We start from the raw sequence: 15,556 nt of genomic DNA on the forward strand, positions 1-15,556 counted from the left end.
AGTGAAGCGGATGACTATCCGCTCCCGCCTTCACCGCCCCACCACACCGTCGGGCTGACCGCCCGGCTCCGCGGAAAGAGACCAGTGGACATCTCACTCGAAGTGAACGGCAGAACCGAACACCTGGACGTCGATCCCGGCGTCACCCTCCTGGACGCGCTGCGCGAGCGCCTCGCCGTCACCGGCCCGAAGAAGGGCTGCGACCGCGGGCAGTGCGGCGCCTGCACGGTGCACGTCGGCGGCAAGCCGGTGCTCTCGTGCCTCACCCTCGCCGCCACCGTCAAGCAGCCGGTGACGACCGTCGAAGGACTGTCCACTGAGGACGGTTTGCACCCGGTGCAGCAGGCGTTCGTCGACCAGGACGCCCTGCAGTGCGGGTTCTGCACCGCCGGGCAGATCATGTCGGCGGTCGCCGCCGTCGAGCAGGACGTCGAGGACGTGCGGGAGTTCATGTCCGGCAACCTCTGCCGGTGCGCGGCCTACCCGAACATCGTCAAGGCGGTCGAGCAGGCGAGGCGGGCCGATGCGACCCTTTGAGCTGACCGCACCCACCACCGTCGAAGCGGCGGTCTCCACGCCCGGCACCTTCCTCGCCGGCGGGACGACCCTGGTCGATCTGATGAAGCTCGACGTCCTGACGCCGCAGCACGTCGTGGACATCAACGAGGTGCCGTTGCGCGGCATCGACACGTCCGACGGGCTGCGGTTCGGCGCGCTCGAGCGGATGGGCGCCATCGCCGCGCACCCCGGCGTCTACCCCGCGATCTCGCGGGCCTTGCTGCTGAGCGCGTCCCAGCAGCTGCGGAACATGGCCAGCATCGGCGGGAACCTGCTGCAGCGCACGCGCTGCTCGTACTTCCGCGACACCACGATGCCGTGCACCAAGCGCGAGCCCGGCAGCGGCTGCTCCGCGATCACCGGCGCCAACCGGATGCACGCGATCCTCGGCACCAGCGAGGCGTGCGTGGCCACGCACGCCAGTGACGTCGCCGTCGCCCTGGTCGCGCTCGACGCGCGCCTGCGGCTGACGGACAGCACCGGCAGCCGCGAGGTCGCCCTCCGCGACTTCTACCGGCTGCCCGGCGACACCCCCGCCGTGGAGAACGACCTGCGCCTCGGCGAACTGATCACCGAGGTGCTCGTGCCGCGGCTGGACTGGGCGGCGAACTCCACCTACGTCAAGGTGCGCGACCGGCAGTCCTACGAGTTCGCGCTGTGCTCCGCCGCCGTCGCCCTGGACGTCCGGGACGGCGTCGTCGCCGACGCCCGGATCGCGGCCGGCGGTGTCGGGACGGTGCCGTGGCGGCTGACCGGCGTCGAAGCCGCCCTGCGCGGTGCCCCGGCGACCCAGGCGAGCTTCGAAACGGCCGCCGCCGTGGCGGCCGACGGCGCGCAGCCGCTGTCCGAGAACGGGTTCAAGGTGCCGCTGCTGCAGCGGACCATCGTCCGAGCGCTGCTCGAACTGACCGAGGGGAGCTCCCGATGATCACCCGGCTGGACGCGCCGCTGAAGGTCACCGGCCAGGCCAAGTACGGCGCCGACCACAACTTCGCCGGCATGGCCTACGGCTACGTCGTGCTCAGCACGATCGCCCACGGCGAGATCGAAGCCATGGACTTCACCGCGGTGCGGGCCGCACCGGGTGTGCTCGGCGTGTACTCGCCGTTCGACCCGCTGCCCCTGCGCACGCCGACCACGATGTTCGGCGAGGCCTGGGTTCCGTTGCAGGACAAGAAAGTCACCTACTACGGCCAGCCGATCGGCTTCGTCGTCGCGGAGACCTTCGAGCAGGCCCGCGACGCGGCGGCGCTGGTGAAGGTCGGCTACCGCCCGCTCCCGGCGCGGACATCGCTGGCCGAAGGCCTGGCGGACGCCGAAGACGCGCCGCCGGCCCGCGACGGCGCCCCGCCGACGCTGGAGGTCCTCGAAGACGGCGTCGAGACCTTCGACGAGGCGCTGGCCGCGAGCCCGGTGGTCGTCGAAGCGACGTACTCCACCGCGACCCAGAACCACGCCGCGATGGAACCGCACTCCGCGGTCGCGGTGTGGGACGGCGGCGAGCTGACCGTCTACAGCGGAAACCAGGCTTCGAACCTGCAGGCGGAGTACCTGGCCACGGCCCTGGACCTGCCGGCGGAAGCCGTCCACGCGGTGAACCCGTTCGTCGGCGGCGCGTTCGGCGGCAAGGCGATGGTGTCCACGCCGTTGTTCCTGGCCGCGGCGGCGGCCCGCGACCTCGGCCGCCCGGTGAAGGCCGCGCTCGCCCGGGAGCAGGTGTTCACCGCGACCGCCGGCCGGGCCGCGACCGTGCAGAAGATGACGCTCGGCGCCGAACGGGACGGCTCGCTCGTCGCCCTCCGGCACGACTCGTGGTGCAGCACGGACTCCGCGCGGTCGTTCGTCGAACCGACGTCCCACGGCACTTCGCGGGAGTGGTACACGACGCGGAACCTGGCCATCAGCCAGAAAATCGTGCCGCTGAACGTCCCGCCGACCACGTTCATGCGGGCGCCCGGCGAGGCGCCCGGCTCGTTCGCGCTGGAGAGCGCGATGGACGAGCTGGCGGTCGCGCTCGGGATGGACCCGGTCGAACTGCGGATCAAGAACAACTCGATCGCCCCGCCCGGCAAGGACCTGCAGTGGGCGAGCAAGCACCTCGACGAGTGCTTCCGCGTCGGCGCGCGGCGGTTCGGCTGGGCCCACCGCCCGGCCGGCACGCGCACCGACGGCGACTGGCTCGTCGGCACGGGCGTGGCGACCGCCATGTTCCCCGCCCTGCGGTTCCCGGCCACCGTCGGCATCACGCTCAACGCCGACGACACCGCCGTCGTCGCGACCAGCGGCGCGGACCCCGGCACCGGCCTGCTCACCGTGCTTTCGCTGGTGGGCGCGGAGTCGCTGGACATCCCGGCCGAGCGGATCACGCCGAAGCTCGGCAACTCGGCGTACCCGCCGGGCGGCCTTTCCGGCGGCTCGACGGCGACGGCGAGCGCGGGCACGGCCATCATGATCGCCGCCACCAAGGCGATCGACGAGCTGGTGGCGCTCGCGGCCGACCCCGGCGCGCCGTTCGAAGGCGCCGAAGTCACCTACGCCGACGGCCGCGTCTTCGCCGACGGGCGGACCATGACCTTCGGCGAGCTGCTGCGCGAGCTGGGCCGCGAGTCGCTGGAGGTGACCGGTTCGTCCGCGCCCGGCGAGGAGCTGACCAAGCACTCGTTCAGCTCGTGGGGCGCCCAGTTCTGCGAGGTGCGGGTGCACAAGTGGACCCGCGAGGCGCGGGTGTCGCGGATGCTCGGGGTGTTCGACGCGGGCCGGATCATCAACGACAAGGCCGCGCGCAGCCAGCTGATGGGCGGCATGATCTGGGGCGTGTCGGCGGCGCTGCACGAGGGCCTGGAGATCGAGGCCAGCGGCCGGCTCGCCAACGGCGACTTCGCGAGTTACCTGCTCCCGGTCAACGCCGACATCCCCGAGGTCGAGGTCGAGTTCGTGGAGTACCCCGACACGCTGCACAACGCGGTCGGCGCGCGGGGACTCGGCGAAATCGGCACGGTCGGCATGGCGGCCGCAGTCGCCAACGCCGTCTACAACGCCACCGGCATCCGGGTGCGGCACATCCCGATCACCATCGAGGACCTCCTCGAAGGCTGAGCCCGCGGGCGGGGCGCCGCGGCGCCCCGCCCGCGCGTTCGACGGAAATCCACGGTGCCTTCGTCCGTTCGGCCGATGCGGTCCGGGCGCCGTTATCCATCCGCGACAACGAGAGGGACGGTCCGCCCATGACGGCGGCCCGCCCGCGGTCCTAGGCTGACGGCGTTTCCCCCGACAGTCCACGAAGGGACCCTCCGCATGACCGACCCCGTCGTCCCCACCACGTCCGGCGCGGTCCGCGGTCAGGTCACCCCCGCCGGCGTCGTCCGCTTCCGCGGCATCCCGTACGCCGCCGCGCCCGACGGCGAACTGCGCTTCGCCGAGCCCGTCCCGGCGCCGCCGTGGGAAGGCGTCCGCGACGCGCAGAGACCCGGGCCGACCGCCCCGCAACGCCGGCACGACGTGCCCGGGCTCGACCTGACGCCGCTGACCGGCACCGGCTGGCGGCCCGGGCCGGAGTACCTGACGGTGGACGTCTGGACCCCGCAGCCGGGCGCCGCCTCGCTGCCGGTGCTGGTGTTCGTGCACGGCGGCGGGTTCATCGGCGGCGCCGGCTCGGCCACGGTCCACGACGGGACGGCGTTCGCCCGCGCGGGCGCGGTGCTGGTGACCGTGCAGTACCGGCTGGGCATCGACGGGTTCCTCCCGCTCGACGGCGGCACGACCAACCTCGGCCTGCGCGACCAGCTCGCGGCCCTGCGCTGGGTCCAGGAGAACATCGCCGCGTTCGGCGGCGACCCCGCCAACGTCACCCTCTTCGGCGCGGCTTCCGGCGCCGTCAGCGTCGCCTGCCTGCTCGGATCGCCGCTCTCGCCCGGGCTCTTCCACCGCGCGATCGTCCAAAGCGGACACCCCGACATGGTGCGCGACGGCGTCCAGGCCCGGCGGCTGGCCAAGGTCGTCGCGGACGAGCTCAAAGTGGAGGCGACCGCGGAGGCGTTCCGGAAGGTCTCGACCGAGCAGCTGCTCGACGCGCAGGACGCGGTCCTGCGGCCGGGCGGCGCACCCGACCTGCGCGACGCGCTGGGCTACGACCGCGGCTACGGCCTGAGCCCGTTCCTCCCGGTGGTCGGCGACGACGTCCTGCCGCACCACCCGGGCAAGGCGATCAAGGCGGGCGCGGGCCGCGACGTCGACCTGATCGCCGGCAGCTGCAGCGAGGAAATGCGCTTCTACCTGGTCCCGACCGGCGCGCTGGAGGCGGTGACCGACGACCAGGCCGTGGCCTCGCTGGCGGTGTCGCACCCCGACCCGGCCGGCGTGCTGCACGCCTACGGCCTGGGCTCCGGCCGCACGGCGGGCGAGGTCCTCGTCGAGGCCCTGACCGACCTGGTCTTCCGCGACGGCGTCCGCACCCTGGCCGAGAACCACACCGGCCGGACGTTCCGCTACGAGTTCGAGTGGGGCTCCCCCCTGCTCGAAGGCCGCCTCGGCGCGTGCCACGGGCTCGAGCTGCCGTTCGTGTTCGACGCCCTGGAAGCGGTGTCGGGCCCCCGCGGCCTGCTCGGCGAGAACCCGCCGCGCGAGCTGGCCCTCGACCTGAACGGCGCCTGGCACCGTTTCGCCACGACGGGCGCGCCCGGCTGGGCGGAGTACGAGGGCGAGGAAACGATGTTCCACGCGTACTGACGGCCGGGCCGCGACCACCCCGGCGGCTCGGCCCACCCCCTCGCCGCCACCGTCCGCACCGGACACGTCCCACCCTCCGCAAGCGATTGCCCCCACCCGTCGCCGTCCCGCACATCCCGGTTCACCTGCACCTGCACGCCCGTTCGATCACCAGGTCACGAACCGGTCGCCCCCTTTGCTCCAGCGGGCTGGCTCCGCGCCGGGACGGTTGACTCCGCCCCCGCCGCGCTGCCAGGCTCAGGCCGCCCGGACGGCCGGACGAATGGGGACCACCGATGCCCGAGGCGGGCTCTGCCGCACCGCCGCGCGCGTTCGTCCGCACGTTGCTGCGCAGCGGGACACCCGCGGAACCCGCCGAACCCGTGCCCGACGACGGCGACCTCACCGCCGTCGGGGACGCGACGCTCGCCCGTGCCTCGCGGTACTGGGTTGCCGTGCCGCTGGCCTACCGGGCCGCGGCGTTCGTCAAGGTCTTCATCGGGTTCACCGCCGCGAACGGCGGGCTCGGGCTCGGGCCGGTGCTGGGCGCCACCGTGTTCGCCGTCGTGGTCAACACCGCCGCGGTGGTCTGGGTGCTGCGTTCGGGCGGCCTGCGGGCCCGCCTCACCGGCCGCGCCCTCGGTCTGGACCTCTCCCTCGGCGTCGCCCTCAACCTCGTGGTGGCGATGACGGCCCCGGCCGCGATCCAGCCGTTCGCCGTCGACGTGTCGTGGACCTGGCTGGTCGGCTCGGTCGCCATGTGGGCGGGCACGTCCGGGCTGCCCGCGGCGCTCTGGCTGTTCGCGGCCGCCGTCCCGCTCCGGGCCGCGCTGACCCTGGCCGGCGGCCTGCCACTGGACAACCAGCTCGCCATGACCCGCTCGATCGGCTGCCTGGTGGCGCTGGCGGTGGCGATCGTGCTCGCCGTCGCCATCCTCATCATGCTCGGCGTCGGCACGCGGTTCGCCGTCGACATCGGACTCCGGCGCGGGCGCGAGGCCGAACGCCGCCGGACCCGGCGGGTCATGCACGACAGCGTCCTGCAGACGCTCGAAGCGCTGGCCATTTCGGCGCCGGGCGACGACGCCCACGCCGCCACGCGGCTGTCGGAGCTGCGTTCGGTCGCCAAGGCGGAGGCGGCCGAGCTGCGCCGCCACATCACCGAGCCGGTGCCGACCGGGACGACGCGGGGCTTCGCGGTCGAACTCGCCGACGTCGCCACCGAACTGGCGCGCGACGGCCTGCGCACGCAGCTGGTCGCCGCCGACTTCGCCGACGACCACCGGGTCTCGCAGGACCGGCGCACCGCGCTGTGCGAAGCGGTCCGGGAAGCGTTGCGCAACACCGTGAAGCACTCGGGGACCAAGCAGGTCGTGCTGCGCGTGGAGCAACGCGACGGCGGGATCGCGGTGGTGGCCCGTGACCAGGGGCAGGGCTTCGACGTCGGCGCCCGGCCGCCGGGTTTCGGCATCAGCCAGTCCATCGTGGCGCGCCTGGCCGAGGTCGGCGGGCACGGCACCGTCGACTCGCAGCCGGGCCGCGGCACCCGCGTCACGATGTGGGTCCCGGGCTGAGCGTGGCCGGATCCCGGCGGTTCCTGGCATTCCTGCCACTCCCCGGCGCCCGTCAAGATCGGTAGCTTCGCCGCGTGTCGAAAATCCTGCTCTCGGTCCACGTCCTGGCGGCGATCCTCGCCGTCGGCCCGGTCGCCGTGGCGGCCGGCATGTTCCCCGCCGCCGTCCGCCGCGACGACGTCAAGGCGGCGACCCTCCTGCACCGGGCGCCCCCCGCGGACGTCCTCGGCCGGCTGGCCATGCTGACCGGGATGTTCACCTGCTGTGGGCGGCGGTGACGGTGCTGATGATCGTCCGCCCCGGCTCGTCGACCGGCGCCTAGACCGCCACCGCGAGCGGCACGCGCACCGCCACGAAGTCCGGCCGGTACCGCAGGGCGAACCCGAGGGAGAGGTACAGCCGGATCGCGGACGTGTTGCCCGCCGCGGCGTGCATCATCGGGATCTCGCCGCGCTCGCGGATGCCCGCGGCCACCGCGAGCACCAGCCGCGTCCCCAGGCCCTGTCCGCGGTACGCCGGGTCGGTGCAGACCGCGCTGATCTCGGTGTACCCCGGCGGGTGCAGCCGCTCGCCGGCCATCGCGACGAGCGCGCCGCCGCGCCGGATGCCGAGGTACGTGCCCAGCTCGACGGTCCGCTCCCGGAACGGCCCGGGCCGCGTCCGCTCGACGAGGTCCAGCATCTCGGGCACGTCCGCGGGGCCGAGCCGGACGGCCTCCGGGTCGGGCGCGGCCGCGACCCCCTCGTCGACCAGCTGCACGCCGGGGATCTCGTCGAGCACCTCCCAGCCGGACGGCGGCCGCGCGGTGGCCGCGGCGATCACGACGGTCGCCCCCGGCCCGGCGAGCTCGGAAACGTCCCGCCAGTCCTGCTCGCCGGGGTCGTCGGGCAGCGCCAGGAACGGCGCGACGTCCTCCGGGTAGCGCAGCACGCGCCCGCGGCGTTCGGCGAAGTGCGCGTGCGGACCGGCCAGTGACGCCCAGGTCGGGTTGTCCAGCGGAGAAGCCATGGCTCCAGCATGCGGACACCGGCCGGGTGGCCGCCGCCACTCCCACATCCTGGGTAGGGTGCGCACGTGGGTTCCCAGGTCCCGGTGTGGATTCCGATCGTCGTCGCGCTGCTCGGCCTCGCCGGGGTGATCCTGACCCAGGTCCTGTCCGGACGGCGCGAGACCCGGCGGATGGCCGAGGACGCGGCCCGCGAGGAACGCCGGTGGCAGCGCGAACGCGAGGCCCGGACGCACGAGACCCGGGCCGACGCCTACGCCCAGCTGATGGGGGTGCTCGAAGCGTTCGACGGCGTGCTGTTCCAGGCCCGCGCGGTCGTCGAGGCGGGCGGTGACCTCGACGAACACCACCTCGCCGAATTGCGTGAGGTGCGCAGCGAGGCCCAGCACGCACTCGGGCCCGTCGTGCTGCACGCGCCGGAGGCGGTCCGGCGGCTGGTCAGCGACGCCACGCTGCCCCGGATGCGGCTGGCGGCGATGCTGCTCGATCCCGGCGGCGACAGCGCCAAGCTGCGGCCGGCCTGGGACGCCGGCCAGCGCGGCTACCGCGTCATGCGCGCCCGGATGCGGGCCGACCTCGGCTTCGACGCGGAGCCGGTGGACGAGCTGTACGGCACTCAGCCGACCGTGGTCAGCTCTTCGTCCGAAAGCACGTCGGATCCGGCCGACACGACGAGCCTGCCGCCGCCGACCCGGTAGCGGTAGTCGCCGTTCACCGCGACGAACCCGTCCCCGTCGGCTTCGGCCGGCAGCACGATGTGGGTGTCGCCCGAGGCCGCCTGCCCGCGGGCCTGGCCGTCGTAGAAGATCCGGCCGTCCGGTGTCCGGCAGATGGTGATGAGCGACTTCGCGGTCTGGCCGACGAGCAGCGCCGTCCCCTGGCCGCCGGGCAGGTAGTGCGCGGCGTCACCCGGGCACGGCTTCTCCGCCGTCGTCGTCGTGGCCGGCGGGACGGCGGCGTCCGCGGTGGTGACGACGGTCTTGGTGGTCGGCAGCGCGGGCGTCGTGTACTGCGGGAACGGCTCCGACGCGGCCGGCACGGGCCGTGGGCGCCCGGCGAACAGCAGGACCCCGCCGACGGCCAGGCCGGCGACGACCATCAGGGTCAGCAGCACCCACAACGCCCGCGCGCGGGCCCGGCCGGGAGCCAGGCTCGCGCACGTCCCGCAGCGTCGGGCAGCGGCGTCGTTGTCCGCGCCGCACTGCGCACACGTCCAGGGAAAACCCGCCATCGGGCCTCCTTCGGCCCGGCGCCACGCCACGCCGGTCCCTCCATCGTCACCGACGAGGGCACCGGCTGCAACGGGCCGGGCCTAGCCCTGGACGACGTTGACCATCCACGGGATGCCGAACTTGTCGACGCAGGCACCGAATTCGTCGCCCCACATCTGCTTTTCGAACGGAACCGACACGGTGCCGCCGTCGCTCAGCTTGTCCCAGTAGCCGCGCAGGTCGTCGGCGTCGTCCCCGCTCAGGCTCACCGAGATGTTCGTGCCCGGGGTGTGCTCCATCCCGGTGGGGGTGTCCGACGCCATCAGCGTGAAGCCGTTCCCGGCCTCCAGCTGGGCGTGCATGACCTTGTCCGCGTCCGCTCCTTCGGGTGACCCGAATTCCCCGAACGTGTTGAGGGTCAGCGTGCCGCCGAAGACGCTCTTGTAGAACTCCATGGCCTGCCGCGCGTCGGCGCGGAAGCTCAGGTGCGGGTTGAGGCGAGAAGCCACGGCCAACTCCTTCGATCGGAAGTGAGCAGCATCCTCGCAGAGCCCCGGAGCTGCGCCAATCGGCGGATTTTCAACGTGGCCCCCGTCAGAGCACGAACCGCCGGTGCGCGACCGGTTCGAGCGGCAGCGCGCCGTGCAACGCGGCCCGGGCACGCAGCTCCAGCGCCCGGTCCAGCGGCCGGCTCCCCGGCGCCGCGGTGTGGAAGGTCCCGCGGTCGAACAGGTACACCAACGCGAGCTTCCCCTCCCGGCGTCCGTCCGGCTCGGCGAACTCGACCGTGGCGAACCGCAAGCTGCCGCCGTACCCCGCCCTGGCCAGCCGGTCCGCGACGTCCACCAGGTCCCCGGTCAGCACACGCAGGTCGCGGTTGCGGCGCCAGCACCGGACAGTCGAGCGGCCCTGCAGGTCCTGCGTAACCAGCGGGTGCACCGGCAGCCGCGCCGACGTCGCGGCGATCAGCTCCGCCCGCGTCCGGGCCAGCGCGTCCCCGTCAACCTTGAAGTCGACGGTGCCGCCACCGGTGGGCGCCAGCCCGAGCGCGGCGCGCACCCGCGGCGCGGCCGCGGCGAGGCTGTAGAGGGACTGCAGGTGCGGGCGCGAAGTCCAGCACCGGACGAGCTTGCTGTCCAGCAGGGTCACGAACGTTCCCATCTCCGGTCGGGAAGGGCACCGGGCCGGGCGCACTGGCAATGTCCACACTGGACGTCAGGCGCGGGGACGCGGAGCCGGAAGGGACAGCATGCGCCTGGACGGGAAGTTCCGGCCCCAAATCGCCCGACCACGCGGCGAACGGCAGCACTTCGCCGCCGAACGGTCACAATCGGTCAGGTTCCACCGATCAGCGGTGTCCCTTTCGCCTTCGAACGGTTCCCGATCACGCGCTCCCGCGACTCCCCCACCCCAAGTCTGGCGCATGGTCGCCAGCGATGGTTCGAGGAGGGGTGGCGGCAGCGCGAGCCGAGGAGGACGTCACCAGACCTCCCCCGCCCCTCATCCCAGCTGCTCTTCAGCCGGCGCTCGGGTTTGTCAAGGCACGCTTTCCCGCCTTNGAGCGCCGGCTGAAAATCCAAGCGGAGGGGCGGGGGAGGTCGAACCCGGCTTTTCCGGGGGCAAGAAGTCTCTGCCGCAGCCAAGCGGTCCGCCGAGGCTTAGAAGCAAAAACATGTCCTCGCCGGACGGGCAGGCTCTGGGATGACCATCCCGACCCGCTGCCATCTCGCGTTGAGGAGGTGGGCCGCAGGGTGGTCATCCCGTCGCCTGATTGAGGCCTATCACTTTGAGCCGGGCCCGCAAGCTTGCGCTGTCCTGTTCACTGGCGCTGTGGGTTGCGGGCCCGGCTCAAAGCGATTTGACGGCCTCAGGCGACGGGATGACCACCCCGCTCCTCTGTTGCGAGGTCGCGACCTCCGGGCAATTGTCTCCAACCAGACATTTAGCGTTGCTAATAGATCTGAGTCAGAGCTAGCTTGGGTGCATGACCGAACTCGCCGACCGGCTCATGGGGGCCGTCCAGGGTATTCGGCGGGTGGTGCGCCGCCGGGTTCGCGCCAGCGTCTCGGGACCCCCGCTGCCCGGTGCGCAGGTCGAGCTCCTGCGCGTCGTGGCCGACCGGCCTGGGATCGGCGTTGCCGCCGCTGCGCGGGAGTTGCATCTGGCGAACAACTCCGTCAGCACGCTGGTCAACCAGCTCGTCGATGCCGGGCTGCTGCGCCGGGAGGCCGATCCCGCCGACCGGCGGGCGGCCCGGCTGGAGGTCAGCGCTGCGGCCGCCGAACGGATGGCGGCCTGGCGCCGGGCTCGCACCGGGCTCGTCGCCGATGCTCTCGCCGGACTGTCCGAAGAGGACATCGTCGCGATCGAACAGGCGTTGCCGTCGCTCGAAAAGCTCGTGGGCATTCTGAAGGAGCAGCCGTGACCGAAGCCGCGGCGGTGTGCTGCACCGGCCTGCGCCACTCGTTCGGCGCGACCCGTGCGGTCGACGGCGTCGACCTCGAAATCCGCTCCGGCGAGGTGTTCGGGCTGCTCGGCCCGAACGGCGCCGGCAAGACCACCACCCTCCGGATGATCACCACCCTGCTGCCCACCGCGCCGGACCGGATCACCGTCTTCGGGGTCGACGTCGCCCGCCGGCGGATGGCCGTGCGGCGGCTGATCGGGTACGTGCCGCAGCAGCTGTCCGCCGACAGCGCGCTGACCGGCCGGGAGAACGTCGCGTTGTTCGCGCGGCTCTTCGACGTGCCGCGCGCCGGGCGTCGCGAGCAGGTGCGGCTCGCGCTGGACCTGGTCGGGCTGGCCGAGGACGCCGACCGCACGGCCAAGACGTACTCCGGTGGCATGATCCGCCGGCTCGAGCTGGCCCAGGCCCTGGTCAGCTCGCCGCGGCTGCTCATCCTCGACGAGCCGACGATCGGGCTCGATCCGGTCGCCCGCTCGTCGGTGTGGGACCGCATCGGCTCGATCCGCGAGGCGACCGGCATGACCGTGCTCGTCACGACCCACTACATGGACGAAGCCGAACAGTACTGCGACCGCGTCGCCCTGATGCACGCCGGCCGGATCCGCGCGCTCGGCACCCCCGCCGAGCTGGAGGCCGACCTCGGCCCGGAGTCCACTTTGGACGACGTGTTCCGGTCGGTCACCGGCGACCGCCTGACGAGCGAAGAAGGAGGGATCCGCGGTGTCCGTGCCACTCGCCGTACCGCCCGCCGTCTCGGCTGACCCCGGCCCGCTGCGCCGGCTGCGCGTGCTCGCCGCCCGCGTCGGCGCGATGTGCCTGGTGGAGCTGCAGAAACTGCGTCGCGACCAGACCGAGCTGCTCACCCGGGCGATCCAGCCCGCGCTGTGGCTGCTGATCTTCGGCGAGACGTTCACCCGGCTGCGCGCGATCCCGACCGGCTCGATCCCGTACCTCGACTACCTGGCGCCGGGCATCCTCGCGCAGTCGGCGTTGTTCATCGCGATCTTCTACGGTATCCAGATCATCTGGGAACGCGACGCCGGCGTGCTCGCCAAGCTGCTGGTGACGCCGACCCCGCGCGCGGCCCTCGTCGCGGGGAAGGCGTTCGCCGCCGGCGTCCGCGCGCTCGTGCAGGCGCTGATGGTGCTGATCCTGGCCGCGATCCTCGGCGTCGGGCTGACCGCGAACCCGCTGAAGCTGCTTGCGATGGCCGTCGTCCTCGTGCTCGGCTCGGCGTTCTTCTGCTGCCTGTCCATCGTGATCGCCGGGGTCGTGCTGTCGCGGGAACGGCTGATGGGCATCGGGCAGGCGATCACCATGCCGCTGTTCTTCGGCTCGAACGCGCTGTACCCGGTGGACCTGATGCCGCCGTGGCTGAAGGTGCTCAGCCACGTCAACCCGCTGAGCTACCAGGTCGACGCGCTGCGCGGGCTGCTGATCGGCACCCCCGCGCACCTCGGCACCGACTTCGCCGTGCTGGCCGTCGCGACGGTGGCGGCCGTTTCGGTCGCCTCGGCCCTGCTCGGGAGGTTGGCCCGGTGAGGCACATGTCTCACCGAACGGAAGCTTTATCGCCCGATGCCTAATCTCGATTCCGTGAAACGTCGCCGGGACGTGGTCCCTTTTGCCGGGTTGTGTGTGCTCGCCGGAATTCTGGTGGCCGGGACGGCGGCCCCCGCCACCATCGGCGCGGGGCTGCTGTCGAATCAGGTCAGCGATTCCGTGGACGCCATTTCCGCGCAGCTGGCCGCAGCCGACCCGCCCTTGGTCACGACGGTGACCGACCGCGACGGCACCCCGATCGCGACGCTCTACGCGCAGTACCGCCTCCCGGTCGCCGCGGCCGGGATCGCGACGACGGTGAAGGCCGCGATCATCGCGGTCGAGGACCGCCGGTTCTACACCGAAGGCGGCGTCGACCTGCAGGGAATGCTCCGCGCGGCGGTGAACGACAGCACCGGCGGCGCGCTGCAGGGCGCGTCGACGATCACCCAGCAGGACGTCAAGAACCACCTCATCAACGTCGTCGACCGGAACGACCCCGCGGCCCAGCAGGCCGACCGCGAGGACTCGCTCGCCCGCAAGCTGCGGGAGGCGAAAATGGCCGTCCAGCTGAACGAGACGAAGAGCAAGGACGACATTCTCGCCGATTACCTCAACGTGGTGGAATTCAGCGGAACCGTGTACGGGGTCAGTGCGGCGGCAAAAGCGTATTTCGGGACGACCGCGGACAAACTGACCGTGCCACAGGCCGCGCTGCTCGCCGGAATGGTGAACAACCCGAGCGTCTACAACCCGTACGCGCACCCGGACAAGGCGCTGCAGCGCCGCAACCTCGTCATCGACGACATGGTCACCAACGGCTCGATCCCGGCTTCGTACGCGGCCACGGCGAAGGCGGCGCCGCTCGGGCTGCTGCCGAACGGGCCGGTCACGCCGTCCGGCACGTGCCTCGGCGCGGCGCCGGACGCCGGGTTCTTCTGCGCGTACGCGGAAAGCTACCTCGTGCACGCGGGGTTCACCCCCGACCAGCTGGCCACCGGCGGCTACACGATCAAGACGACCCTCGACCCGCACGTCTCGCAGGTGACGAAGGACGCCGTCGACGCGAACGTGCCGACCACGCAGGACGGCGTGGCCAACACCTTCGCCGTCGTCCAGCCGGGCCGGGCCGGCCACCAGGTGCTGGCCATGGTGGCCAACCGCAACTACGGGACGGACCCGGCGCAGGGCGAGACGTCGACCGACATCGTCGCCGACGCGAGCAACGAGTTCGGCGCGGGCTCGTCGTTCAAGATCTTCACCTCGGCCGCGGCGCTCGTCACCGGCAAGGCGGGCCTGGACACCCCGCTGGCCAACCCGGACAGCCAGTGCTTCCCGGTGCCGGACCCGCATTCGGGCTGCTACACCGTCCACAACGACGGCCACTACGCGGACCCGATCACCCTCGCCGACGGGCTGGCGACGTCGCCGAATGTGGCGTTCGTCGGGCTCGAGAGCCAGGTCGGGCTGCCCGCCGTGCTCGACATGGCGTACCAGCTGGGCCTGCGGAACACCCTCGCGACCAACGACGCCGGCCACGCGCCGGACCCGAAGTCCGGCAACCCGCAGTACAGCCGGCCGCAGTCGGAGTACTTCGAGAACCTGCTGTCGTTCACCCTCGGCAACAGCCCGGTGAGCCCGCTGGAGATGGCGAACGTCTCGGCGACGCTGATGAGCGGCGGCGTCTGGTGCCCGCCGGATCCGGTCCTTTCGGTGACCGACCGGAACGGGGCCGCGGTGCCGGTGCCGCAGCCGGCGTGCGAGCAGGTGATCCCGGCCGGCGTCGCGAACACCCTGGAAGCGGGCCTGAGCAGGGACACCACGAGCGGCACGTCGGCCGAAGCGGCCCACGCGGCCGGCTGGACCCGCCCCGACATCGGCAAGACGGGCACGACGCAGCAGAGCGAATCGGTCGCGTTCGTCGGCGGGGTCGACGGCTACGCGGTGTCGTCGATGGTCTTCGCCGACGGATCCCACCCACGCGAGATCTGCCCGGGCACCCCGGTGCACCTGGGCAACTGCGGTCACGGCGCGTTCGGCGGCACGGTCGCGGCACCGCCGTACTTCCACGCGATGAGCCGGCTGCTGGCGGGGGTCCCGGACCAGCCGATCCCGCCGGCGGACCCGGCGTACCTGACCGCCCGGGACTAGCGCGGTTCGAGGAAGACGAGCGGGATCTCCCGCTCGGTCTTCGTCTGGTACTGCGCGTAGTTCTTGAAGTCGGCGGTGATCTTCGGCCACAGCTGCGCGCGTTCACCGGCGTCGGCGACCCGGGCCCGCATCGGCTGCTTGGGCGCGCCCTTGACGGAAACCTCGACGTCGGGGTTGTCCCGCAAATTGAGGAACCACGCGGGGTGGGTGTCGTCCCCACCGCGCGAAGCCACCACGACGAAGGTCTCGCCGTCCTGGTGCGGCGAGGTCAGCAGCACCGTCCGCGGCTGCCCGCTCTTGCGGCCGGTGGTGGTCAGTTCGAGTACGGGCATGGCCACCTGCC

Annotated in this window: 15 protein-coding genes and 1 pseudogene; 11 read left to right on the forward strand and 5 right to left on the reverse strand. The window is 72.5% G+C overall.

Annotated elements, in window-relative coordinates; translation table 11 throughout:
- Positions 1 to 84 precede the first annotated feature (84 nt).
- The 6 genes and pseudogenes from C2L59_RS08400 (at position 85) to C2L59_RS08425 (ending at position 7,158) form a co-directional block, all read left to right on the forward strand.
- Positions 85 to 537 (forward strand): (2Fe-2S)-binding protein, encoded by a 453-nt coding sequence (locus C2L59_RS08400; protein ID WP_103348938.1) that lies wholly within the window; start codon positions 85 to 87, stop codon positions 535 to 537.
- Complete coding sequence (locus C2L59_RS08405) at positions 524 to 1,486, forward strand: xanthine dehydrogenase family protein subunit M (RefSeq protein ID WP_103348939.1); 963 nt, start codon at positions 524 to 526, stop codon at positions 1,484 to 1,486. The genes C2L59_RS08400 and C2L59_RS08405 overlap by 14 nt, the downstream gene beginning before the upstream one ends.
- Complete coding sequence (locus C2L59_RS08410; RefSeq protein WP_103348940.1) at positions 1,483 to 3,654, forward strand: xanthine dehydrogenase family protein molybdopterin-binding subunit; 2,172 nt, start codon at positions 1,483 to 1,485, stop codon at positions 3,652 to 3,654. The genes C2L59_RS08405 and C2L59_RS08410 overlap by 4 nt, the downstream gene beginning before the upstream one ends.
- A gap of 198 nt (positions 3,655 to 3,852) precedes the next feature.
- Positions 3,853 to 5,283, forward strand: a complete 1,431-nt coding sequence (locus C2L59_RS08415; RefSeq protein WP_103348941.1) for a carboxylesterase/lipase family protein — start codon at positions 3,853 to 3,855, stop codon at positions 5,281 to 5,283.
- Positions 5,284 to 5,558: 275 nt separating this feature from the next.
- Positions 5,559 to 6,836, forward strand: coding sequence for a sensor histidine kinase (locus C2L59_RS08420; RefSeq protein ID WP_103348942.1), 1,278 nt, complete (start codon positions 5,559 to 5,561; stop codon positions 6,834 to 6,836).
- Between the two features lie 74 nt (positions 6,837 to 6,910).
- A pseudogene (locus C2L59_RS08425) lies at positions 6,911 to 7,158 on the forward strand (hypothetical protein).
- Here C2L59_RS08425 and C2L59_RS47825 read toward each other — a convergent pair.
- Complete coding sequence (locus tag C2L59_RS47825) at positions 7,155 to 7,844, reverse strand: GNAT family N-acetyltransferase (RefSeq protein ID WP_199198977.1); 690 nt, start codon at positions 7,842 to 7,844, stop codon at positions 7,155 to 7,157. The pseudogene C2L59_RS08425 and the gene C2L59_RS47825 overlap by 4 nt on opposite strands.
- 66 nt (positions 7,845 to 7,910) lie before the next feature.
- On the opposite strand from C2L59_RS47825, the gene C2L59_RS47830 reads away from it, so the two are divergent.
- Positions 7,911 to 8,540 carry a hypothetical protein gene (locus C2L59_RS47830; RefSeq protein ID WP_199198978.1) on the forward strand — a complete coding sequence of 210 codons (630 nt, stop codon included), beginning with the start codon at positions 7,911 to 7,913 and terminating at the stop codon, positions 8,538 to 8,540.
- On the opposite strand, the gene C2L59_RS08440 is transcribed toward C2L59_RS47830, so the two are convergent.
- From C2L59_RS08440 to C2L59_RS08450, 3 genes are all read right to left on the reverse strand, one after another.
- Entirely contained in the window at positions 8,459 to 9,073 is a 615-nt protein-coding gene (locus tag C2L59_RS08440) for a hypothetical protein (protein ID WP_103348945.1), read from the reverse strand. The genes C2L59_RS47830 and C2L59_RS08440 overlap by 82 nt on opposite strands.
- 81 nt (positions 9,074 to 9,154) lie before the next feature.
- Entirely contained in the window at positions 9,155 to 9,562 is a 408-nt protein-coding gene (locus tag C2L59_RS08445; RefSeq protein ID WP_103348946.1) for a VOC family protein, read from the reverse strand.
- An 85-nt stretch (positions 9,563 to 9,647) separates the two neighbouring features.
- Positions 9,648 to 10,202: a hypothetical protein gene (locus C2L59_RS08450; protein ID WP_103348953.1), complete on the reverse strand. Its 555-nt coding sequence runs from the start codon at positions 10,200 to 10,202 to the stop codon at positions 9,648 to 9,650.
- Between the two features lie 835 nt (positions 10,203 to 11,037).
- Between C2L59_RS08450 and C2L59_RS08455 the strand changes: the two genes are divergently transcribed.
- From C2L59_RS08455 to C2L59_RS08470, 4 genes are read left to right on the forward strand one after another with little or no spacing between them, the layout of a single operon-like run.
- A complete protein-coding gene (locus tag C2L59_RS08455) occupies positions 11,038 to 11,478 on the forward strand; it encodes a MarR family winged helix-turn-helix transcriptional regulator (RefSeq protein ID WP_103348947.1) in 441 nt (146 codons plus the stop codon).
- Positions 11,475 to 12,281: an ABC transporter ATP-binding protein gene (locus C2L59_RS08460; protein ID WP_199198979.1), complete on the forward strand. Its 807-nt coding sequence runs from the start codon at positions 11,475 to 11,477 to the stop codon at positions 12,279 to 12,281. Before C2L59_RS08455 ends, C2L59_RS08460 begins: the two co-directional genes overlap by 4 nt.
- Positions 12,241 to 13,062 (forward strand): ABC transporter permease, encoded by an 822-nt coding sequence (locus C2L59_RS08465; RefSeq protein WP_103348948.1) that lies wholly within the window; start codon positions 12,241 to 12,243, stop codon positions 13,060 to 13,062. Before C2L59_RS08460 ends, C2L59_RS08465 begins: the two co-directional genes overlap by 41 nt.
- A gap of 36 nt (positions 13,063 to 13,098) precedes the next feature.
- Positions 13,099 to 15,213 (forward strand): transglycosylase domain-containing protein, encoded by a 2,115-nt coding sequence (locus C2L59_RS08470; RefSeq protein WP_158263029.1) that lies wholly within the window; start codon positions 13,099 to 13,101, stop codon positions 15,211 to 15,213.
- On the opposite strand, the gene C2L59_RS08475 is transcribed toward C2L59_RS08470, so the two are convergent.
- A partial coding sequence (locus C2L59_RS08475) for a nitroreductase/quinone reductase family protein (protein WP_103348955.1) occupies positions 15,210 to 15,556 on the reverse strand: 347 nt, incomplete at its 5' end. The two genes, C2L59_RS08470 and C2L59_RS08475, sit on opposite strands and share 4 nt — an antisense overlap.

This window comes from Amycolatopsis sp. CA-128772 (assembly GCF_002904295.1).
In the GTDB taxonomy this organism is placed as follows: domain Bacteria; phylum Actinomycetota; class Actinomycetes; order Mycobacteriales; family Pseudonocardiaceae; genus Amycolatopsis.

What these genes read in the sequence shown, in the direction of transcription:
- C2L59_RS47825 (WP_199198977.1), bottom strand. Translation starts at nt 7,844, where the DNA reads ATGGCTTCTCCGCTGGACAACCCGACCTGGGCGTCACTGGCCGGTCCG.
- C2L59_RS08415 (WP_103348941.1), top strand. Translation starts at nt 3,853, where the DNA reads ATGACCGACCCCGTCGTCCCCACCACGTCCGGCGCGGTCCGCGGTCAG.
- C2L59_RS08410 (WP_103348940.1), top strand. Translation starts at nt 1,483, where the DNA reads ATGATCACCCGGCTGGACGCGCCGCTGAAGGTCACCGGCCAGGCCAAG.
- C2L59_RS08470 (WP_158263029.1), top strand. Translation starts at nt 13,099, where the DNA reads ATGCCTAATCTCGATTCCGTGAAACGTCGCCGGGACGTGGTCCCTTTT.
- C2L59_RS08420 (WP_103348942.1), top strand. Translation starts at nt 5,559, where the DNA reads ATGCCCGAGGCGGGCTCTGCCGCACCGCCGCGCGCGTTCGTCCGCACG.
- C2L59_RS08440 (WP_103348945.1), bottom strand. Translation starts at nt 9,073, where the DNA reads ATGGCGGGTTTTCCCTGGACGTGTGCGCAGTGCGGCGCGGACAACGAC.
- C2L59_RS08455 (WP_103348947.1), top strand. Translation starts at nt 11,038, where the DNA reads ATGACCGAACTCGCCGACCGGCTCATGGGGGCCGTCCAGGGTATTCGG.
- C2L59_RS08405 (WP_103348939.1), top strand. Translation starts at nt 524, where the DNA reads ATGCGACCCTTTGAGCTGACCGCACCCACCACCGTCGAAGCGGCGGTC.